14 protein-coding genes and 1 pseudogene are annotated in these 21,694 nt (G+C 68.5%); 12 read left to right on the top strand and 3 right to left on the bottom strand.

Annotated elements, in window-relative coordinates; genetic code table 11:
• Positions 1 to 30 precede the first annotated feature (30 nt).
• A complete protein-coding gene (locus tag AB0J78_RS07440) occupies positions 31 to 1,329 on the top strand; it encodes an MFS transporter (protein ID WP_363787807.1) in 1,299 nt (432 codons plus the stop codon).
• Positions 1,330 to 1,474: 145 nt separating this feature from the next.
• On the top strand, positions 1,475 to 2,527 hold the full coding sequence (locus AB0J78_RS07435; RefSeq protein WP_363787806.1) for an L-idonate 5-dehydrogenase: 1,053 nt from the start codon (positions 1,475 to 1,477) through the stop codon (positions 2,525 to 2,527).
• A 283-nt stretch (positions 2,528 to 2,810) separates the two neighbouring features.
• On the opposite strand, the gene AB0J78_RS07430 is transcribed toward AB0J78_RS07435, so the two are convergent.
• On the bottom strand, positions 2,811 to 4,163 hold the full coding sequence (locus tag AB0J78_RS07430) for an MFS transporter (protein ID WP_363787805.1): 1,353 nt from the start codon (positions 4,161 to 4,163) through the stop codon (positions 2,811 to 2,813).
• A 1,010-nt stretch (positions 4,164 to 5,173) separates the two neighbouring features.
• Here AB0J78_RS07430 and AB0J78_RS07425 point away from each other — a divergent pair.
• The 5 genes and pseudogenes from AB0J78_RS07425 (at position 5,174) to AB0J78_RS07405 (ending at position 9,632) form a co-directional block, all read left to right on the top strand.
• Complete coding sequence (locus AB0J78_RS07425) at positions 5,174 to 6,511, top strand: sugar porter family MFS transporter (RefSeq protein WP_363787804.1); 1,338 nt, start codon at positions 5,174 to 5,176, stop codon at positions 6,509 to 6,511.
• A gap of 174 nt (positions 6,512 to 6,685) precedes the next feature.
• Positions 6,686 to 7,585 (top strand): GNAT family N-acetyltransferase, encoded by a 900-nt coding sequence (locus AB0J78_RS07420; protein ID WP_363787803.1) that lies wholly within the window; start codon positions 6,686 to 6,688, stop codon positions 7,583 to 7,585.
• A 128-nt stretch (positions 7,586 to 7,713) separates the two neighbouring features.
• A pseudogene (locus AB0J78_RS07415) lies at positions 7,714 to 8,052 on the top strand (2,4-dienoyl-CoA reductase); the annotation flags it as partial.
• Between the two features lie 76 nt (positions 8,053 to 8,128).
• Positions 8,129 to 8,401 (top strand): hypothetical protein, encoded by a 273-nt coding sequence (locus tag AB0J78_RS07410; RefSeq protein ID WP_363788143.1) that lies wholly within the window; start codon positions 8,129 to 8,131, stop codon positions 8,399 to 8,401.
• A gap of 28 nt (positions 8,402 to 8,429) precedes the next feature.
• Positions 8,430 to 9,632 (top strand): saccharopine dehydrogenase NADP-binding domain-containing protein, encoded by a 1,203-nt coding sequence (locus AB0J78_RS07405; protein WP_363787802.1) that lies wholly within the window; start codon positions 8,430 to 8,432, stop codon positions 9,630 to 9,632.
• Here AB0J78_RS07405 and AB0J78_RS07400 read toward each other — a convergent pair.
• Both AB0J78_RS07400 and AB0J78_RS07395 read right to left on the bottom strand, forming a co-directional pair.
• Positions 9,619 to 10,449, bottom strand: a complete 831-nt coding sequence (locus tag AB0J78_RS07400; protein ID WP_363787801.1) for a helix-turn-helix domain-containing protein — start codon at positions 10,447 to 10,449, stop codon at positions 9,619 to 9,621. The two genes, AB0J78_RS07405 and AB0J78_RS07400, sit on opposite strands and share 14 nt — an antisense overlap.
• Positions 10,450 to 11,177: 728 nt before the next feature.
• A complete protein-coding gene (locus AB0J78_RS07395; RefSeq protein ID WP_363787800.1) occupies positions 11,178 to 12,143 on the bottom strand; it encodes a PDR/VanB family oxidoreductase in 966 nt (321 codons plus the stop codon).
• A gap of 1,115 nt (positions 12,144 to 13,258) precedes the next feature.
• On the opposite strand from AB0J78_RS07395, the gene AB0J78_RS07390 reads away from it, so the two are divergent.
• The 5 genes from AB0J78_RS07390 to AB0J78_RS07370 all read left to right on the top strand — a co-directional run bounded on the left by AB0J78_RS07390 (position 13,259) and on the right by AB0J78_RS07370 (position 21,694).
• Positions 13,259 to 14,053 carry a hypothetical protein gene (locus AB0J78_RS07390; RefSeq protein WP_363787799.1) on the top strand — a complete coding sequence of 265 codons (795 nt, stop codon included), beginning with the start codon at positions 13,259 to 13,261 and terminating at the stop codon, positions 14,051 to 14,053.
• Positions 14,054 to 14,751: 698 nt separating this feature from the next.
• Positions 14,752 to 17,031 (top strand): copper oxidase, encoded by a 2,280-nt coding sequence (locus AB0J78_RS07385; RefSeq protein ID WP_363788133.1) that lies wholly within the window; start codon positions 14,752 to 14,754, stop codon positions 17,029 to 17,031.
• Between the two features lie 111 nt (positions 17,032 to 17,142).
• Entirely contained in the window at positions 17,143 to 18,066 is a 924-nt protein-coding gene (locus tag AB0J78_RS07380; RefSeq protein ID WP_363787798.1) for a DUF1775 domain-containing protein, read from the top strand.
• The gene (locus AB0J78_RS07375) at positions 18,063 to 19,823 is read left to right on the top strand and encodes a copper resistance protein CopC (protein WP_363787797.1); all 1,761 of its coding nucleotides are present in this window, start codon (positions 18,063 to 18,065) and stop codon (positions 19,821 to 19,823) included. The genes AB0J78_RS07380 and AB0J78_RS07375 overlap by 4 nt, the downstream gene beginning before the upstream one ends.
• 62 nt (positions 19,824 to 19,885) lie before the next feature.
• A complete protein-coding gene (locus AB0J78_RS07370; RefSeq protein ID WP_363788132.1) occupies positions 19,886 to 21,694 on the top strand; it encodes a PepSY domain-containing protein in 1,809 nt (602 codons plus the stop codon).

Genomic DNA, 21,694 nt, shown 5'->3' with positions numbered 1-21,694 from the left:
CGGACTGTTCGACCGGATGAGTACCGCAATGTGCGCCGCGCCGCCTGGGCCGGATGCATCGGCACGACCCTCGAGCTGTACGACTTCGTCATCTACGGCACCGCTGCGGCGCTGGTCTTCAACACGCTCTTCTTCCCCGATGTCTCACCCGCGGCCGGCGTCATGGCGAGCTTCGCGACGTACGCCGTCGGCTTCGTGGCCCGACCTTTCGGCGGGTTGTTCTTCTCGCGCTACGGCGACCGGCGGGGCCGCAAGTGGGTGCTCGTCACCACGCTGGCCCTGATGGGGGTGGCAACGCTGGTGATGGGATTGCTGCCGACGTACGGGCAAGTGGGCATCCTCGCGCCGCTGCTGCTCGTGGTCTGCCGGTTCTTGCAGGGCTTCGGCGCAGGGGCCGAGCAGGCCGGCAGCGCCACCCTGCTCACCGAGGCGGCCCCGCCGGGCATGCGCGGCAGGCTGGCATCCCTCGTCATGGTCGGCGCCGCGTTGGGCACCGCGCTGGGCGCGCTCGCGTGGGTGCTCGTCCAGCTGATGCCGGAGGAGCAGCTGATGGCGTGGGGCTGGCGCCTGGTGTTCTTCAGCAGCGTCTTCGTGACCATCGCCGCGTTCCTCATCCGCCGCAAGCTCTCCGAGACCGCGGTGTTCGAGAAGATCAAGCAGGACCGGACGACCGCACCGTCTCCCGTGCAGGAGGTCTTCGCCAGAGGCAGAAAGCCGTTGTTGATCGTCGTGTTCATGACGGTCGGCATCAGCGTGCAGTCCTACACCTACCAGGTCTTCATGGCGTCGTACCTGAAGACCGAAGTGGCCGTCGACCCCGACTTCATCCCGAAGGTGCTGCTGGTCGGCGCTTTGTGCGGCGGCGTGGGCGCCTACCTGTTCGGCTGGCTCACCGACCGGGTCGGACGCAAGCCCGTCTACCTCGCCATCGTGTCGTCGCTCGTCGTGCTCCCCATCCCGACGTTCCTCGCGCTCAACACCGGTTCGCAGGTCTGGATCACCGTCGCGATGATCGCCGGCTTCGTCCTGGCCGGGCAGGGTTCCGTGGCCGTGACGATGAGCTATTTCCCCGAGATCTTCGGCAGCCGGTACCGCTACGCGGGCGTCACCATCGGCCGCGAGATCGCCTCGGTTCTCGGCGGCGGGTTCGCCCCGCTGATCTGCGCGGGGCTGATGGCGGCGTTCGGAACCTGGGTGCCGGTCGCGATCTACATGATGGTCACGATGATCACGGTGCTGATCGCCGCGATGTTCGCGCCCGAGACCAGGAACCGGGACCTCACCCTCGCGCACAACGCCACGGATCACGATCCCGCGGGGGTCCGGTGACGGCACGTCCTTCGGCGAGACCGCGGTGCTCGCGAGCACCGCGGTCTCGCTCGGGCCGGCTGCCTGCCGGAGTCCGACGTCGCCATCGCACTTCGCCCACGTCCCGTCGTGTCCTCAGCTGACCGGATCGCCTCCTGGAGGAAACATGGTGCACCCGGACCCACGAACGACAACCGCGGTCGTTGCCCACGGCCCCGGTGACCTGCGCGTCGAGACAGTGCCGGTGGACCGAGCGCGCCCTGACGAGGCGTTGATTGGAATCGCCTACGGCGGAATCTGCGGGTCCGATCTGCACTACTGGCAGCACGGTGCGGCGGGCGAGTCGATCCTGCGCACGCCGATGAGATTGGGACACGAGGTCTCCGGCACCGTCCTGCGCGCCGCGGCCGACGGTTCCGGGCCACCGGAGGGAACGCCGATCACCGTGCACCCGGCGACACCCGGTGCGGGGTCCGGCGCCAGGTACCCGGCGGACCGCCCCAACCTCTCGCCCGGCTGCACGTACCTGGGCAGCGCGGCCCAGAACCCGCACACCGACGGAGCATTCGCCGGGCTGACGGCCCTGCCGACCCGCATGCTCAGGGCGCTCCCGCCCGCGATGGACCTGCGAACGGCCGCCCTCGCCGAACCGGCGAGCGTGGCGTGGCACGCGGTGGCGAGAGGCGGAGCCGTCGCGGGAAAGTCCGTGCTGGTGATCGGTGCGGGCCCCATCGGAGCCCTGACGGTCGCGGTACTCGCTCGCGCCGGAGCTTCCGCCATCACCGCGGTCGACGTGCACCCGCATCCGCTCGAGCTCGCCACGCGGTTGGGCGCGCACCGCACCATCCCGGCGTCCGAACCGGACCGGATCTCCGAGGTTGAAGCCGACCTGACCATCGAATGCTCGGGCAACCACCGCGGCCTGGCCTCCGCGATCAGCGGCACCGCGCGCGGCGGGCGCATCGTCATGGTCGGCTTGTTGCCCTCCGGTGACCAACCCGTCCCCATGTCGACGGTGATCACGCGCGAACTCGACCTCGTCGGTTCCTTCCGCTTCAACGACGAGATCGACGACGTGATCGAAGCGTTGGCGGACGGCTCGCTGAAGGTCGAGCCGGTCATCAGCGCGGAGTACGACGTCACCCGAGCCGTGGCGGCCTTCGAGCACGCGAAGGACGCCGCCACCACGGGCAAGGTCCTCCTGCACTTCCCGCACTGACCAGGCCCTCTCGGGCGGTCACCGCTGCTGCGGGAGCGTCGGCAGAGCGCATTGTCCGCCTCGATGATCGACTGATGGTCGGGATGCAGGCGCTGCGTGGTAGCGATGTTGCCGTGGCCAGGCTCGCGAGTGGAACACGGAATTCCCGCAGACCGGGTTCGAAGAGCGACACGTCTTTCCCAGGGGTTCCTCGACGAGCTCACTTCCTTCCTGGCGGCCTGATGGGCGAGATGGATGGTGGGCGGGGCCCGGGTAGGGGCCCGCCCACCACTTGGCGCGGGGATCAGTCAGCGGCGGCCGCCATCGGCGGCAGACCTGACCGTTCGTGGGCGAGCGCCTGACCTCGCGTTTCTGCCAGCGCGGTGGTGCAGACCAGCGAGACCAGTCCGAGCGCCGAGAGCATCACACCGATTCCGATTCCGCCGAAGGTCGCGGCCAGGCCGGGAGCGAGGAGAGGCGGAACGGCGCCACCCAGTACGCCGGCGATGTTGTAACCCAGGCCGGCGCCGGTGTAGCGGTGGCGCGGCTCGAACAGTTCAGGCAGGAACGAACCGGCCGGCCCGTAGGAGATGCCGACGACACAGAGGCTCACGGTGAGTCCGATGGCGAACGCGACGGCGGTGCCGGTGTCGAGCAGCGGGAACAGCGCCAGGCCCCAGAGGATGCCCACGACGCACGAACCCATGATCAGCTTTCGGCGACCGAATCTGTCCGAGAGCACCCCGGCGAGCACGGTGGCGATGCCGAAGACCACCGCCGCGCCGATGCCGATGGCGAGGACGACTGTGCGCGGGAGCCCAGCGCCCTGCGGGCTGGTGCCGTAGCTGGTTAGATAAGCCGTGCCCATGTAGAAGAATGCGAAGAGCATGGTCAGGGAACCAGCCGAGAGCAGGACCTCTCGAGGTTGTGTCCTGAAGACCTCGAGGAACGGTAGACGTCTCGGTTGTTCGGCGAGTGCTGCGGACTGCGCCGCCTTGAACGCCGGGGTCTCGTCGATGCTGAGGCGGACGTAGAAACCGATTCCGACGAGCAAGATCGAGACCAGGAACGGGATTCGCCAGCCGTAGGACAGGAACGCCTCGTTCGTGTGGCCCATGACCAGTCCTGTGATGAGGAACGTGGCGCTCGAGAGCGCGAACGCGATCGCTGGGCCGAGTTGGGGGAACACGCCGTAGAGCCCTCGCTTCGCCTTGGGCGCGTATTCGGCTGCCAGGAGCGTCGCGCCGGCCCATTCGCCTCCGACGGCGAAGCCCTGCGCGAAGCGAAGAGCCACGAGGATGATCGGAGCTGCGACGCCGATGGTTTCCGCGCTGGGGAGCAGCCCGATGAGGACGGTGGCGATTCCCATGAGCAGCAAGGTGGAGATCAGGGTGCGTTTCCGCCCGAGCCGGTCGCCGTAGTGGCCGAACAGAATGGCTCCGACCGGACGTGCGAAGAAGGCGACGGCGAACGTCGCGAACGATGCCACGGTGCCTGCGGCCGGTCCGAGCGCGGGGAAGAACACCTTGGGGAAGACGAGCGCGGCTGCGGTTCCGTAGATGAAGAAGTCGTAGAACTCGATCGTCGTTCCCGCGCAGCTCGCGATCGCGACCCGGCGCAATGACACCTCGCGCGCTCGCGGTTCTTCGATGGCCATGGGTGATCTCCTCGTTGAGAACGATGGCGATTCGGGTGCAGGAAGTATGGCGATGTGCTGCGGGGGCCACTACCCGCGAAAGGGGGCATTTCGGGCTTCTGGAAGCTGGGTCGCGAGTCCTCATCGTCGCAGGTCAGAGTGCGTGTCAAGTGGCCGATGGGGTAGTTGCTCGCCGGAGTGGCCGAGGTGGAGATCAGGGGCTGCTGTGCGCGCGAGCCGCGTGGACGGCCGACGTGCGGTTGTGGACTCCCTTCTTCCGCCTCGTCGCGCGCCGTTCTTCGTTCCCATCGCCGGGATTACGGGCGCCGTGGTCGGCTGCATGGCGGGGGCCGCCATCATCACGCGAGGCAGCAGATCGGTGAGGAGTGTTGCGAGGCGCAGTGCGCTCTCGTTCCGGAGATTTCGGCTACGGGTTCGAGAAAGGTTGCGGGTGAGTGGAATCCGCAGAGGTCTTGGCGGCGCCCTGCCTGGGACCGCAGTCCATTGTGGGCCAACTGCCGTGCAGCGATGCATGAGTCGTGTGCAGCCAACCGTTCCCGGACAAACCCGTGGATGCTTCCGTGCTGAACATCGTGTTGTGCGAGGTGCTCCGAGGAAGCGCCCTGCGACAGCCCTGCCCGGCCAGGCGGAGGAGTTCGGGTGCTGCGCGCTGGTTGCCGAGGACGTGAGCGCGCGTCCACCGGTTGAGGGATCGCGAACGGTCAGCGGCAGGTTCTGACCGATGGCAAGGTGTTGGACGATGAAGTACCAAGGGGCCCTTCTCGTGTGCGTCTGCTCGACGTCGCATGCACGCGCGAGCCGATGTCCTGCCTGTCCGGGCCTCACGACCAAGCACCGAACAGCGTGACTCAGGCCGTTGTTGCGACAGGTCGACCACCGTTTGACACTGATCGCCAGGTCGAATTGCCCGATCGCGCAGGTAACCGCGGACGGAGGAAACCATGGCGCGCGCTCCAGGCGAAGAGCATGCCCCGGTCTCCGGGACGGGGAGGTTGACAGGAGGGGCGCTGGTGGCCGGCGCCTCGATCGTCGCCGCCCTGGGTGGGCTGCTGTTCGGCTACGACACGGGCGTGGTCGCAGCTGCGCTGCCTTACATCAGCGACGCCTTCGCGCTCGGCGAGACGATGAAGCAGGTGGTGACCGCGGCTCTGCTGGCGGGGGCCGTCGTCGGCGTGATCGTCGGTGGCAAGTTGGCAGATCGGTTCGGCCGCAAGCGGACCTTGACCGGTGTCACCGTCCTGTACGCGGTGGCGACACTGGGCTCAGCGGTCGCTTCCGATGCGGGATGGCTCATCGTTTCGCGGGTGTTCCTGGGCGTGGCGATCGGCATTTCTTCGTTGGTCGTACCGACTTACATCGCCGAGCTCGCGCCGCCTCGCAATCGGGGCAGGCTCGTGTCGCTGCACCAGTTCATGGTGACCGTCGGAATCTTGATGGCCTACCTCATCGGCTACGGTCTGTCCGAGTCCGCTTCGTGGCGTTGGATGATCGGTGTCGGCGTGCTGCCCGCGGTGTTGATGTCGGTGGGGCTGCTCGCCCTCCCGGAAACACCTCGGTGGTTGCTCTCCCACGGGAGGGAAGCCGAAGCGCGGGGTGTGCTCGTGCGTACCCGGCGAGCCGACGAGGTCGAGGCGGAGATCTCGGAGATCCGGGAAGCGGTCCGCGCGGAGGGGCGCATCACCTACCGCGAACTGCTCGGTCCGCGCTACCGCCGATGGATTTCGGTGGGCGTCGTCGCTGCGGGGGCGAGTCAGGTCGTCGGTGTGAACGCGATCATCTACTACGTGCCGACGATCTTGGAGGACGAGGGGTTCGGCAAGACTGCGGCGATCGGTGTTTCGGTGGCGATCGGGGTGGTCAACGTGTTGTTCACGCTGCCCGCTCTGCTGTGGATCGACCGAGTCGGCCGTCGCCCCTGGATTCTGGGCGGTACGGCAGTCATCGTCCTCGCGCTCGTGGTGATCGGGATCGTGTTCCTGTTCCCGCTGCAGGGCGCGACCGTGGGCTGGCTGATCGCCGTGCTCATGATCTACGAGTCAGCGTTCGCGTGCAGTCTCGGCATCGCCATCTGGTTGGTCAACAGCGAGATCTTCCCCAACAACGTTCGAGGTCAGGCGGCATCGTTCGGAATCGTCACGCACTGGGCGATGAACCTCGTCGTGTCGCTGACCGTGCTCACCCTGATCTCCGCGCTCGGTGCTTCGGTGGTGTTCTGGATCTACGCGTTGCTCGGCGCGCTGTGCCTGGGCTACCTCTACCGGTGGCTCCCGGAGACCAAGAACCGCAGCTTGGAGGAGATCGAAGCCAGTCTCACAGCAGACCGCAGTGACTCCACCCGCACGCACTGATTCGCCTCACGGCCATCGACCGAGATTGGCCCGGCGTGATCCGGCCGCTCTGCGGCTGTGAGCTTTCGAGTCGAAAGCCCCTGCCGGATATCAGCCGCGTGGTCGTGTACTGGGATTGCTCCGTTCGCGGACGGGCAGGCGAGACCGCGCATCACCGTGGGCCGGGAGGTTGCCATGTCGAGTCTTCCGCAGGCGCGCGACTCGTCCGGGTCGGCGACGAAGGCCACGTTGCGGGCGGGGACGCCCGACGACGCCGAGACCTGCGGGCGGATCTGCTACGACGCCTTCGCCGCTCTCGCCCACGAGCACGGTTTTCCGTCCGACTTCCCCTCCTCGGAGGTGGGGGTGACGGCGGTGCGCGGCCTGCTGTCGCACCCGGGGTTCTACGGCGTCGTAGCGGAACGCGATGGGCAGGTCATCGGGAGCAACTTCCTCGACGAGCGTTCGGAGGTCGCGGGTGTCGGCCCGATCACCGTTGCCCCTGGCGTGCAGGATTCGGGGGTCGGTCGGCTGATGATGATCGACGTGATGCGGCGTGCGGAGCGTCAGCGCTTTCCCGGCGTGCGGCTTCTGCAGTCGGCTTATCACAACCGATCGTTGAGCCTCTACGCCAAGCTCGGGTTCCAGATCCGCGAAGTCGTGCTGAACATGCAGGGGAAACCGATCGGCGGCACGGTGCCCGGCTATGTGGTCCGGTCGGCGACAGCCGACGATCTCGAGGGGTGCAACGGCGTCTGTCGCGCCGTGCATGGCCACGACCGCGCCGGTGAGGTGCGTGACGCGCTGTCCCAAGGTGCGGCCCGGGTGGTGGAACTCGACGGGCGTATCACCGGGTACACGACAGGGGTGGGCTTCTTCGCTCATTCGGTCGCGGAAACCAATGACGGCCTGCGGGCGCTCATCACCGCCGCGACCGAGTTCAGCGGGCCCGGCTTCCTCCTCCCCGCCAGGAACAGCCAGCTCGTGGTCTGGTGCCTCAACCACGGTCTTCGAATCCGCATGGTGACGACGCTGATGACGACAGGCCTCTACAACGAGCCTTCCGGCGCCTATTTGCCATCGATCCTGTACTAGCCGCTCGAGTTCATGGACGCCGGCCAGCACATCGGCAAGACTCTGCTGGTCAACGCGTAAAAAACCACGGTTTCGGGTGCGCGGTTGCGACCGCGTCCCGATCGACACGGCTGGCGCAGCCGGTGGCGATGACGTCGGCGCAGATCGAGGAGACGGTCGCGCGGTTCGCCACCACCGCGCGCCGCGCCGAGGCCGCGGGGTTCGACGGGGTGGAGGTCCACGCGGCGCACGGCTACCTGCTCTCGCAGTTCCTCTCGCCGCTGTCCAACCAGCGCACCGACGAGTGGGGCGGCACCCTGGAAAACCGTGCCCGTCTCCTGCTCGAGTGCGTCCGCGCGATCCGAGCGCAGGTGGGCCCGGGGTTCGCGGTCGCGGTCGCGGTCAAGCTCAACTCGGCCGACTTCCAGCGGGGCGGCTTCGACGCCGACGACGCGAAGAAGGTCATCGAGCTGCTCGCCCCGCTCGGCGTCGACCTCGTCGAGTTGTCCGGCGGCAGCTACGAGAGCCCGGCCATTCCTCGCCAGCGGCATCGACCTGGTCGGGATGGGCACGGCGCTGGCCGTCGATCCCGACCTGCCGGAGAAGTGGCGCACCGACGCCGAAGCGAGCGTCGAGATCCGACCGGTCCAGCTGAAGGACAAAGCCATGGCCTCGGCGGCCGGCATGGCACGGGTGCGCTACCAGCTCCGCCGCCTCGGGCGAGGCCGTCCCGCCCGGCCGGGCATCAACCCGGTCCTGGCCTACCTTCGGGAGGCGCCACTCCGGCACACTGCCCTGCGCCGCTACCGCACCTGGCTGCGGACCGGACTCGCCTGACCCGCTGCCCGACCTCTCGGAGGAGACCATGCCCGACCGCACCTACGACTTCGTCCTCTTCGGCGCCACCGGATTCGCCGGTGGGCTCACCGCCGACTACTTGGCGCGTCACCTCCCAGCCGGGGCGCGTTGGGCGCTGGCCGGTCGCAACCCGGCCAAACTTCGAGCAGCACGGGATCGGCTCGCCGAGGCGCATCCTGACGGCGCGCACGTCGAGCTCTTCGAGGCCGACGCGACGGACGCGGACGCGCTCCGCGAGGTCGCCGAGTCGACGCGTGTCGTGATCACGACCGTCGGGCCCTACCTGGAGCACGGCGAGCCGCTCGTGGCCGCCTGCGCCGCTGCCGGCACCGACTACGTGGATCTCACCGGAGAACCCGAGTTCGTCGACCGGATGTACCTGGCCCACCACGCCACTGCCGTGCGCACCGGTGCCCGCATCGTGCACGCCTGCGGCTTCGATTCCGTCCCGCACGACTTGGGCGCCTTGTTCACCCGTCGGCAACTGCCGGACGACGTCGCGGTGACCATCCGCGGCGTCGTGCGCAGCAACGCCATGGTCTCCGGCGGCACCTTCCACTCCGCGCTGGGACAGTTCGCGCGGGTCAGGCAGATGCGTCGGGCGATGAAGGAGCGCAACGAAGCGGAACCGCGCCCCGAAGGTCGTCGTGCACGGGCGAAGTCGGACAGGCCACGGCGTGACCGGAACCTCGGACTGTGGCTGCTGCCGTTGCCGACCATCGACCCGTTCATCGTCCAGCGCTCGGCCGCGGCGCGCGCCGACTACGGTCCGGACTTCACCTACACCCACTACGCGGGCGTCAAGAACCCGGCCACGATCGCCGTGGCCGCAGTGGGTTTCACGGCTCTGATGGGAGCCGCTCAGGTTCCGCCGCTGCGGCGGCTTCTCGCTTCAAGGCTCCCACGAGGGGAGGGGCCCTCGCAGCAGAGGCGTGCGCGCTCGTGGTTCACCGTGGACTTCATCGGAGAAGCCGACGGCCGCACGGTGCGCACGCGCGTCGGCGGCGGCGACCCCGGTTACACCGAGACCGCCAAGATGCTCGGTGAAGCGGCCATGTGCCTGGCCTACGACGACAACCCACCGACCGCCGGTCAGGTCACCACCGCCACGGCCATGGGCGAAAACCTCACCCGACGACTGATCAACGCGGGAATCACGTTCAGCGTGCTCGACCCCGTCACCGGGAAGCCCGGACTCAGCCGGCGCTGAGGTGCAGGGCGATGGGGTGGTCGTGGGGTGCTGACCACTCCTGCATGGTGGTGCGGTGTTCGGCCGGCCAGTGGCAGACGATCGCGTTGAGCGGGCCGTTGAGCTGGTGCTGCAGCCCGATCAGGAACCGGCCGGCCTGATGTGCGTCGAAGGGCCCGAGCTGTGCGTGGAACAGCACGACGTTCCGGTGCGAGATGGCCTGCAGGACGTTGACGTCGCCGAAGTGATCGCGAAAACCGTTCATGAGGTTGCGCTTGTGGCGGCTGTGACCGGGCGGTGGTGTGTGCGGCCTGCTCCAGACGATCCACGCGACCTTGGCTCCCGGGATCCACCACTGCGGTTCGGCGTTGGTCGCTCGCCACGGGGGCACGACCGTGGCGATGCGCGTGCGCACCATGTCCTTGAGGAGCGCCTCGTCGATCAGACCCCAGCGCGCGAGGTACTGACCGACGGTCGCGGGACTGAGAAGCACTTGGAACTCGCGGTGGACGAGGTCGGAAACCGCCTGCCTGCTCCACAGCTCGGCTCGGAGGCCGTGCGAATCCGGCGTTCCCCGGATGAGGGCGCGGATCGTCCACTCCTGCTGCCGCGTCGACAGCGCGAGCTGCTCGCCAGGACGTCGTCCCCGCGTCTTCGCTCGGAACGAGTCCTCACCGCTGCTCCGGAAGGCGCGCACCCACGCGCCGACGGTCTTGCGGGACACACCGAGCAGGCGCGCGACGTCGGATTGCGATGCTCCCGACTCGACTGCGGCAACGGCCCGACGACGGATCTCCTCCAGCGCTTCGGGGGAGAGCTTGCGCGCGTCCCGTGCCATCATCCTCAAGCCTTCAGCATTGGTCATTCGATGCATCACATCCCAGATACTCGTCGTTCGGGAACTCGCCGACGATGGATCTGGCGAGATGACGGCGTTCCTGGCGCTCTCGTGCGAGCACTGTGGACGATGACTAGGGTCGGCCGCGTGCCGCGCACCGCTTCACGGTCGCTGCACTGACGAAAACCCGGCTCCGGTGAAATTACCCGACCGGTTGCTCCCGAATGAACGGCCTGCTGTTAATTGTCCGTCAGCTCCGAATCAAGCGGGATGGATGATCGACGTGATGCGCGGTCACCTGAATCGGGGAGAAGTGTTTCTCGTCCGCATGCCGACGTGCGCGCGTGGACGCGGAGAACGCGCAGGCCCGGGGTCGGTGGTGCCGTGGGGGAGGGCGGAGTCGGGTGGCACGCATTTGCCCCCCATCCGGTGTTCGGGCACTCCTGGGTCGGTGGCGCGCCGGAGGTGGCCGTGTGGTGCTCGAACTGCGGAAACGCCGTTCCGGAGGATCCGTTCGCCGATGTGGCGATGCGGTTAACAGGATCCGGCGGACACGCTGTCCGCAGGGGTGTGTCCACCGGATCCCGTGAAAGCCCGGTCCGCACTCCAGGCCCTTCCCACGGTACTGAGTCATCGGCCGGTTTCCTGTGCGCGAGCTGTGAAGATGCCCGAAAGTCGCTGAGCCCCCACGCCGGACGGACGGCGTGGGGGCTCAGCGGGTGATCCGGCTACAAGTCGAGGATGAGCCGTGTCCCGCACGTGCGCGACACGCAGATCATCATCGTCCGGTTCGTTGCGCGTTCGGCTTCGGTGAGCAGCGAGTCGCGGTGGTCCGGGACGCCGTCGAGCACGGGAGTTTCGCAGGTGCCGCAGATGCCCTCCTGGCATGACGACAGCACCGGCACGCCCGCGTCCTCGGCGACCTCGAGGATCGAGCGGTCCTCCGGCACGTTGAGCGTGAGCCGCGAACGCGCGAGCTCGACCTCGAAACCACTGGTCGGAGCATCGACCTGGGTGGCCTTGAACCGTTCGAGGTGCAGCGCGCCGCGGCGTCGCGACGGGAAGCGGCTCTCCACCTCCGCGAGCAGGGACTCCGGGCCGCAGCAGTAGACCGCGGTTCTGCGGCAGGCCCCCCGGAGCAGGGAGTCGAGGTCGAGGCGGCCGGTTTCGTCCTCCGGGCTCAGGCCGACCCTCGGCCCGTAGCGGGTGACGAGGTCGTCGGCGAATGCCATCGTGTCGCGGGACCTGCCGCCGTAGGCGAGTCGCCAGTCGGCTCCCGCCCGGTCGACGGCGTCGATCATCGGCAGGATCGGCGTGATACCGATGCCGCCGGCCAGGAACAGGTACTTCTTGGCCCTCACCAGTGGGAAGTGGTTGCGGGGACCGCGAATCCGCAGCAGGTCGCCCTCGGCGAGTTCGCGGTGGACGTAGTCGGACCCGCCTCGGCCGTCCGGTTCGCGCAGCACCGCGACCTGCAGCGTCGAGCGGTCGGCGGGGTCCCCGCACAGCGAGTACTGGCGCACCAGGTCGTCGCGCAGCACGATCTCGATGTGGGCGCCGGGTTCCCATTCCGGCACGGGGCCTCCATCGGGATGGCGCAAGGTCAGCCGCACGACACCGGCGGCGAGGACGTCTTTGCGGTCGAGCTGGACCTTGAGCTCCACCTCGGTTCTGGACAGGGCGCCCGTCGTCATCAATGCCTCCTCAGTGAGATACCGCGTTCCGCGCACGACCTGTGGGCGGTGCGGAATGATTCGCGGTTTCCCGGATTCGAATGCCGCCACGGTTGGCGCGCGGATCGGCGTCGATGACGCCGCGCGAATGAGTGGTGTCGGAATGGCCGTCCAGGTCATCGTGACACGGGGACAACGTTCTGACCAGCAGCGTTCGGCGTCTCGTGGCTCTCCTTTGCGCTTCGCGTTCACCTGTCCGAAACACGCGCGTGCCAGGTGTTCCCGCAGTTCAGCGGGCTCGCGGGCGAGTGGCGGCGTGGGAGGTCGTTCCTGGGTGAGGCGGGGGTGCGATGAACGGGCGGCGAAAATGGTTCCACGCTTCGCGATGGGTGAATTGACGGGTGTTTCCGCGAAATGCGTCGTTGTCGTGCCTTCCGGTCCGATGTGCATGATCGCTTCGGTTGTCACAATTCTGCGTGGCGTGCGGATCCGGAATGCCGATGGGGAGGCCGGTTTCACCTGCCCGGAAATCACATTGCCAACATGAATTCATGCGGCGATGACGGGTGCGAAACGCCGGGGACACACGTCGTGCGACGCGTTCCAGCGTTCACCAGGCGGCGGCGAGGTCCGATCCGCGGCGTGCGGCGATCTGGCCGCCCCGGGTGCCGAGGCGCTCATCCATAACCGGACGATGTGACGACCGGTCGCGCGTGACGTTGCGATCGGGTGAGAAACCGCGCCGCGCAGCGAGACGGAGTGTTTTCACGACGGGTTTCGCCGCCACCGACGGTCCTGGCGCGCGAGAAATAGGTTCCACCCGGCGAGCCGGGGTCAGCGGTGGGGAGCGCCGGGTTGTGAACTATTTGCCGGACACCGCGTTCGGCGTGGTCCGTCCGGAACCCCGTCCACAATCGGCGATCCGTCGAGAAAATAGCTGGTCAGGGGGCACGTCCCGGGTGAGGAAACGAGCGCGAAACACGCATCGATGATCGATGTCACGGTGATCTGGGCACCGCCCGGGGGACGTGCCACCATTGCTCGGTCCGCGCTGAGCTCCCAGGCTCGCACCGGTGCATGTGGATTTGCTGAGAACAGGCGAAGAAAGCGCCTTGAGCGGGAGGGGAGGGGAAGGCATGGGACTCCGCCGTCACCTGACGTCCGGCGCGCTCGTGCTCGCGGCCTTCTCCGCCACGCCCGCGGCCGAGGCGGCTGAACCTGCTGTCGTCCTCCCGACCTGTGCGGCGGTCGTCGAGGGTGCCCCTGGTACCGAGGTCATGGTGCTTCCGCAGGCGTTGGTCGAGCCCGTCGCGACGGCGGTGCAGGGTGTCGTCGGCCTGCCCGGGGTGGCCGAGGCGTTCCGGGCGGAGTGGAGCGCTGCGCCACCGATCTCGGTGGGGCGGATCGGCGAGGGGTACCTGTCCGGCGGACGCATCGCGGACGCAGTGATCGCGCGTCTGGCGGAGATCCCCGCCGCACGTGCGGTCTTGGGCGGGTTGGCCCCGGTCGTGCACGCGACGTTGAGCCCGGTGTGCGGAATCGTGACGCACGTGGAACTTCCCGACCTGCCACGTCTCCCGCTCGGCCCACCGCCCATGCCGCCCCAACCGGCGGAACCGCCTCCGCCTCCGGCTGCGCCGCCCTCGCAGACCCCGAAACCACTGGCTGGCGATGAGATGGGGGCAGGCGCCGTGCCACGTGCTGAGCAACGCGCGCCGCAGGAGTGGCCGTGGGCGGCGGGGCGTCGCGTCGTCGGGGATCTGGAGCCGGGATCCGGAGAGCCGGAGATGTCGGCCGCGCGCACCGAGCTGACTGCGAGTCGTGCGGACTCCGCTGCGGACGAGAGGCCGTTGTGGCTCTTTTTCGCCGCCGTGGTGCTGTTAGCCATCGCGGTCGGGAGCTGGACGCGCTACCGGGGTGGACGAGGGTAGGGAAAACAAATCGCGAGGTCGCCTGAATTGGGGTTCAGGTGGCCTCGGATCGTGTTTTCCGCGCGTCCTCTCGCTCTCTTCGCGCCATTTTTTCGAGGCTCGCGCTAGTGTGCCTGAACAATGGGTTCGCGGCAGTGCGTGATCATGGTGGCGTGGTCTCGTCGGACCCTTGATCTCCCGTGTGCGCAACGGTGACCAGCTGGTATGCGTCGATCTTGTGCGTGGGAACTATTTCTCTGAAGCTGGATTCAATTTCTTTCAGGTGTCACGTGATGCATTGTCTTCTCTTCTGATCACCGAAATTCCGATTGTCCGGTGAGGGTCGTTTTACATTCGATTTACCGGTTGATCGTTTCGCTGGGATCGGCGGCGTGCTTAACTTTTTTCGTTCGATTGATGTCGAGCATGACCCGCCGATCCGGAAACGAATTGACGATACCCGTGTGGCGCAGGGCTGCCCGGGTTTTCCGAACCGAGGATTCGGAGAGGTGCGGTCGTTCCTCCGGAAGAAGTGTCGGACCGCCGGGGTGCTGGGACCCAACGAGCTTCGTCCCGACACCGCCGAACCGGCGATCTTCGCATCGCACGGATCAGAGAGGGATCACATGTCCGCAGAATCTCCTCCGGGAGCCCGAAAATGGCGTGGCCGCCTGAAAGCGGCCGCGGCGGTGGTGGTCGCCACCGCCAGCGCCGGAACGATGGCCGCGGTGCCTGCGGCTGCTCAGCAGCCGGTCGGCGCAGGTCCGCTGCCGGTGACCTTCCACATCAAGGATGACAACGGGAAGTGGTTCGACTCCGGCCTGAACCTCTTCGGCGGTCAGTCGCTGGCCGTCGCCGAGCTGCCTCGGGTGGGCACGTCGGCCGCCGACGGTTCGATCATCCCGAGCGTGCCTGATGGTGCGCTGCCGGGCCTGCCGGGCCTGGCTGGGATGGTCTCGCCGCAGAAGGCCACGTCGCTGACCAACATGGATCAGGCCGAGGGGCTGACCGGCCTCGTGAAGGGCGTTGGCCAGCAGGTGCCGGCCTTGGGGCAGACGGGTCAGAACCTGGCCCAGATGCTCAACCTGGACAGCACCTTGAAGACGGTCAAGGAGATCGGGGTCTCGAACCCGAAGGCCCTGCCGACTGCTCTGAAGGCCGAGCGTCTGCTGGGCTCCTTCACCCAGCAGGTGGCCGGGATGCCGGTCGACGCGCCGATCAACCTGAACCAGTTGCCGGTCGGGGTGGATCTGCAGGGTGTGCTCAACGAGTTGCAGAAGTTCGCGGTCAAGGGCCCGCCCGTGACGGTGAAGTTCGTGGTGGACCCGAAGGAGTCGGAGGGTCTGCGCAACCCCATGGGCCTGATCGCCCCCGAGGGTGCGCAGGGCTTTCCGTTCATGGATCCCAAGGGAGCGTTCTTCGGTGAGAAGCAGATCCAGCTGACCGAGCCGGGCCTGTACGCGTTCGCCGACATGGTGTCGCCGTACATGCTGGGTGCGGTCGTGGTGGACGACCCGTTGACGATCGGACTGGACTTCGGCAAGCGCTCGCAGATCAACTCGCGCGAGCTCAACGTGCCGTCCCACTCCGACATCGTCAACCGGTTGGTGAACGCGTTCTTCAACATCACCAACCCGAACAACTGGCAGAAGTTCGACCCGAAGAACCCGGTCAGCTGGAACCCGACCCAGGCGCCTGCCCCGATCCTGCAGTACGACGAGGCGGGCAACCCCATCCTGATCCCGATCTTGGACGCTTACTTCGACTCGAAGTTCAAGTACCCCAAGACGCTCAACCCGGGTGACAAGGCTCCGCCCGTTCCCGGTGTCGGCGAGGTCTGGCTCGACACCGAGATGGAGGAGTTCGGCGAGAAGGACAAGGTCGGCTCCGCCACGCGGATCAACGCCGAGAACTGGAACATCGAGCGCAAGATCGGTGCTCCTGGCATCAACATGAACAACCCGCACAACATGTGGACCGACAAGGACTACAAGTTCCTCTACCAGTCCGAGTGGTTCGACGATGAGATCAACGCCTTCGACCGGGAGACCGGCAAGCACATCGTCAACACCCAGGTCGGCCACAACCCGGCGCACATCATGACCAAGCCGGGTACCGACCAGCTGATCGTCGGTCTCAACGCGGGCAACGAGATCGTCGAGGTCGCTCCGGGCGGTGGCCCTGTCACCAAGCGGATCAACGTCAGCCCGTCCGGGGAGATCCGGCACCCGCACGCGCACTGGCTGTCCTACGACGGCAAGACCGCGATCACGCCCAACGTCATGACCGACAACGCCTCGATCATCGATCTCGACTCCGGGGCGGTCAAGACGGAGAAGACCGGGCAGTTCCCGATCGCGACCAGCATGACGTCCGACGCGAGCAAGGCCTACACGGCGGACTTCACCGGTCAGTCGCTCACGTGCGTCTCCCTCAAGGAGAACGCGTGCGCCGACAACGGGAAGCTGGTGCACAGCAAGACGATCGACCTGTGGGAGAACTACAGCCCGGTCGCCGGTCCGGCTGAGGGCAAGCCCTTCGGCGGTCTGTCGATCCAGTTGCCGGTGAGCCCGGACGACAAGGCCCTCGTGGCGGCGAACGTGCTCTCGCAGACGGTCTCGGTGGTGGACCCGAAGACGGACAAGGTCGTCAAGGACCTGCCGTGTTCGGCGGGCTGCCACGGCATCAACTTCGGTGCAAAGAAGGGTGGCGGCTACTACGCCTACGTGTCCAACAAGTTCGCCAACGTCATGCAGATCATCGACGTCGACCCGAACATGGACGGCAACATCGCTGATGCGGCCGTCGTGGGCACCAAGACGCTCGACGCCACCGCGGACACCGAGGTCGACGGCACCATCACCGGCGCGTCCGGCATGGGCGGTCAGGGTGTCCTCGCGATTCCGCTGGTCTACAACGGCTGGGCGCAGCAGAACGCGGGCAAGTGGGCCGAGATGCTGACTCCGCAGCAGCGCGACCCGATCGGCACCGGCAAGTGATCCGGGCCGAGTGAGCCCCCGGGGCCGGGTTCCGGCCCGGCCCCGGGCGGTCGCTCCAAGACGCCTCCTGGCTGTGAACGCCTTCCTTCCAACGCTTTCCGGGAGACAGTCATGCCGTGCTGTCCGAAATCCGCCCTGTACCTGGTGGTGGCAGGGGTGATCGCCGCCGATGTCGGGGTGCTCGCGCCGACGCAGGCATCGGCCAGCGTGTCGCTGGTGCCCGACGCGATCGCAGAAGGCGGCACCCGCAGCGTCGCGGTCCGGGTGGTCAACGAGGACGACGAGGCCGTCACCACCCGGTTCGAGCTGCACTTCCCGCGCGACCCGGCACTGCTGGTCGACGCGACGCCGGTCCCCGGCTGGACGGTGACCCGGCGGGACCGCCGAGCGGACCGGCCGGTGCGCGTCGATGACTGGGAAACCTCGGTCGTCACCGACATCATCACCTACAGCGGCGGGAGGGTCCGACCGGGCAACCACCAGGACTTTCCGCTCACGATGGCTCCGCTGCCGGAGAACACCTCGCTGGTGTTCACCGCGACGCAGACGTTCTCGGACGGACGGGTCCTGCGCTGGTCCGCAGCGGCCACCGGTGCCCCGACGATCACGATCGGCGATCCGACACCGCAAACGCCGGAATCGACGTCACCGGCCGTCCCGGAAATCGGTGCTGGGCCGATGCCCCCTTCCGCCGACCGAGGCGAGGCCGCCGCGGTCACGCCTTCGGCACAGCCATCACCGGCACCGGATCCGCAGGCGGTCGCATCGGCACCTCCTCCCACCGAACGCGTTCTGGCCGGAGACCCCGCTGTACCGCAGACCGACACGTCGTCGCGCTGGAAGCTCCTCGGACTCGCGACCGCCCTCCTGGTAGCGCTGCTCGCAGCCGTCGGATCACTGGCGCTGCGGGCCCGGCGGCGAGAGCGCGGCGACCCCGACGAGCTCTTCGCCGTGTTCGACGACGAAACCGCACCAGCACACGACCACGACGGCGGCGCCGACAGCGCCACCGTCTCGGAGGTGACCTCGCGATGACAGCGATGCTGACCCGACAACGACCTGATCGACGGGACGTCCCGCGCCCACCGATGTTGCGGCGCGTCCTGGCCGCCGTGCTGTTCGTCGCGGTGTGCTGGGGGGCGTTGTTGGCCACGATGCCCGCGCCGCAGGGCAATCCGGTGCTGCGCTCGACCTCGCCGGGCAACTCGGAGAACGTGAAATCACCGGACGAGGTGCTGCTGAGGTTCGACAGGCCCGTTCCCGCCGGACTGGCGACGGTACGCATCATCAGCCCGCCCGGTGAGCAGGTCGTGTTCACCCGCCCCTACAACCCGGCCGGACATGACGACACGGTGGCGGTCGCGATGCCGCCGGTCCGCTACGGCGGGACTTACACGGTCGCGTGGGCCTTGCCGTCCGACCGGCTCGAACAGGTCGCGGGCGCGTTCACCTTCGACCTCGTGATGCCGTCGACGCCGGTGGGTGTTCCCGAGATCGCGGCGGAACACGATCCGTGGGTGACCGGTGCGCACGTCACGGCACGCGTCGCCGCACTCGGAGCCATGTCGCTGCTGATCGGCGCGGCGGTGTTCGTCGCCGCCCTCCAGCCCGGCGCCGCGAGGTCGAGATCGGTGCGCAGGGTGCTGATCTGGTCCGGCATCGGCACTGCGCTGGCCACGATCGGCACGCTGGTGACCTTTGGCCCGTACGCAGCGTGGGTCCCGCTCGGCGACGCCTTCGACCCCGCCCTCTTCTGGGCCGCTGTGGAATCTCCTACCGGGCACGGGATGCTGGGCAGGCTGGCGCTGCTGATACCGGTGATGGCCGGCGTGGTGTGGCTGCTGGAGGCCTCTCCCGCGGAGACGCGGCGCGCACGGTTGACGCGCGGGGTCGCCGCGCTCAGTGGCGGAGCGGCGCTGGCTGCGACGTGGTCGCTGGCCCGCACCCGCCCGATCGGCACCCCGACGCCGCTCGAGGCCGCCGTCGACACCGCGACGCTCACCGCGGCGGCGGTCGGGATCACGAGCGTGCTGCTGCTCGGCCGCGTGGTGCCCAGTAGCCACCGGGAACAGGAATCCGTTGTGCCGCGGCTGATCCCGGTCCTGGCGGGCTGCTCCGCAGTGCTCGTGGGCACCGGCGGATATCACGTGTGGCAAGCGGTGCGAGATGGCGAACCGGCCTGGCTCGCGATCGGCTTGGTGGCGCTCGCCGTGCTGCTGATGGTCGTCAGCGCCGTCCTCCGCATCCGGTTGCGACGGCAGCGCGCTCTCACCGTCGAAGCCGTGGAACGGGAATCGGCCGAGCCCCGGCGGCTGCGCACCACGGCCGGCGTCGGGATCGGCGTCGCGGCGGTCCTCGTCGGCGCGACCTCGGCGCTCGTGCTCGCGCAAGCACCGGACACCGCCCACGCGCGGAACGACAGCTCCACGCCCGCCTCGATCCGGCAGCAGCCCGGCCCGTTCCGGGTGGCCTACGACACCGGCAAACCCGGTGGCCAGGGCTCGATCGACCTGGCGCTGATCCCCGCCGAGGAGAACGGCCGCATCCGGCTGGACACCCACATCACCGTCCTCGACGAGGCCGGTCGCCCGACCGACGCGGTCCGCGTCGCCGGCCTGCTCGCCAGGGAGAAGGGCGCCTCGGCTCCGCTCGCGCTGCGCTCCGGCGGCGGCCCCGGGCACGCGGTCGGCGCGGCGTCGCTGCCCGAACCGGGCAAGTGGGCGGTCGTGCTCAACGTGCGCACCCCCGACGGCGGCACGCAGACGGTCGCCCAGCCGCTCGACGTGCACTGAGACCAGGCCGGGCGCCCCACCAGACGGGCGCCCGGCCTCCCTGGAAGGAGCCTGCCGTGTCCATGGCGGAAACCGATCGCCCTCCCACCCTGGCGAAGCGCCGCCCGACGGCCAACCCGATGACCGGGCTGCGCCTGGTGGCCCGCCGGGTGCACTTCCTGGCGGGAATCGTGGTCGCGCCGTTCGTGCTGGTGCTGTGCGTGACGGGGCTGATCTACGTCTTCAGCCCGCAGATCCACGACAACCTCTACCACCGGCAGCTGTACGCGAACGCGCCGATCAGCACCCCGCGACCGGTCTCCGAGCAGGTTCAGGCGGCGCTCACCGCGCACCCCGAGGGCACCGTCCGCGAGGTGATCACGCCACCGGAGCCCGGCCGAACGACGCGCGTGGTGCTGTCGGTGCCGGATCTGACCGGGCCGGAGGAGGGGCGGACCGTGTTCGTGGACCCGTACACGAACTTCATCAACGGGGAGCTCACGACCGTCGGACACCGGTTGCCCGCGAACGTGTGGCTGCGGGAACTGCACAGCAACCTGCGGCTCGGCGAACCGGGCCGGGTCTACGCGGAACTGGCCGCGAGCTGGCTTCCGGTGATCACGATCGGCGGGCTGGTCGTGTGGCTCGCGCAGCCGCGCAGGCGCAACCGGCCGAGCTGGCGGGAACTCCTGCTCCCGGTCGGCGCGCGGGGAGTGCGGGAACCGTGGTGGCGGCTGCGGGCGTGGCACGGTCCGCTCGGCGTGTGGCTCACCCTCGGTGTGCTCGCGCTGTCGGTGTCGGGGCTGGTGATGTCCGAACACGCGGGTGGGCGCGCCGACCAGCGCACCGATCCGGTGTCGATGGGCGCCCCGAGCGTCGCGGCGCTGCCCGCGACGGGCTCGCCTCCCGGCTCGCCGCTGCCCGGTGCGCTCCCGGTGCCGCCGCCTCCGCCGCTGGGGGTTCCCGCTGCACCCCCGGCCGCGGCCCCACCTCAGACCACCGAACCGGATCCGTCGGGCGGGAACTCGTGGGAGCCGAGCGTGCCAGGGGAGGGGGCGAGCGCGCCGGAGACGCCGCCCAGCAATCCCGGAACGCCGTCCCATGAGCGGCCGGCGCCGCCGGAACCGGAGCCGAGCCCGGTCCCGCCGCCGCAACCCGCGCCGAAACCGCCGCCTCCGTCAGAGCCGCTGCTTCCGCTGATTCCCGGACTGCCGTTGCCCGACCTGTCCGACCTCCTGCCGGGAGTTCTGCCCGAGATCCCGGGATCACCGCTGGCCGCGAGCCCGGAGCCCGCACGGACGACGCAGAGCGCGGCGACCGGACCTGACGCTCAGGCCGTTGTCGCGGACATCGGAGTGGACCGCGCCGTCGAGATCGCCGCGGCCCAGGGACTGCGGGGCGAGCTGATCGTGCGACCACCGCACGCCAGTGGCGGCTACGCGGTCGTCGAGCACGCGCCGGGACTGCCGCTGCAGCGGGACAGCCTCGTGATCGAGGCCGCCACCGGCAGGGTGGTCGAGAAGACCGGCTGGGAGGACTACTCGTTCGGCGCCAAGTTCTCGGCGGTCGCCGTCGAGTTCCACACCGGAACGCTGTTCGGTCTCGCCAACCAGATCGTGCTCGCGGTGCTGGCCGTCGGACTGTTCGCCCTGGTGGCACTCGGCTACCGGATGTGGTGGGTGCACAACCCGTATCGCGGACGGTGGGCCTCACTGCCGCCGCCGGTGTGGAGACAGCTCTCCCGGCCCTGGCTGGTCCTCGTTCTGCTCGCGGTGGTCGTGCTGACGTGGGCGCTGCCGGTCTTGGGGGCGAGCCTCGTGCTGTTCGTGCTGGCCGACGGGGCGATCAACACCCTCCGGCGGCGACGCGCGACCGCCGTGGGTGGTGAGTGA

This window comes from Saccharopolyspora sp. NPDC049426, from assembly GCF_040676935.1.
Taxonomy (GTDB): Bacteria; Actinomycetota; Actinomycetes; order Mycobacteriales; family Pseudonocardiaceae; genus Saccharopolyspora.
This window is presented reverse-complemented; position numbering and strand designations above follow the sequence as displayed.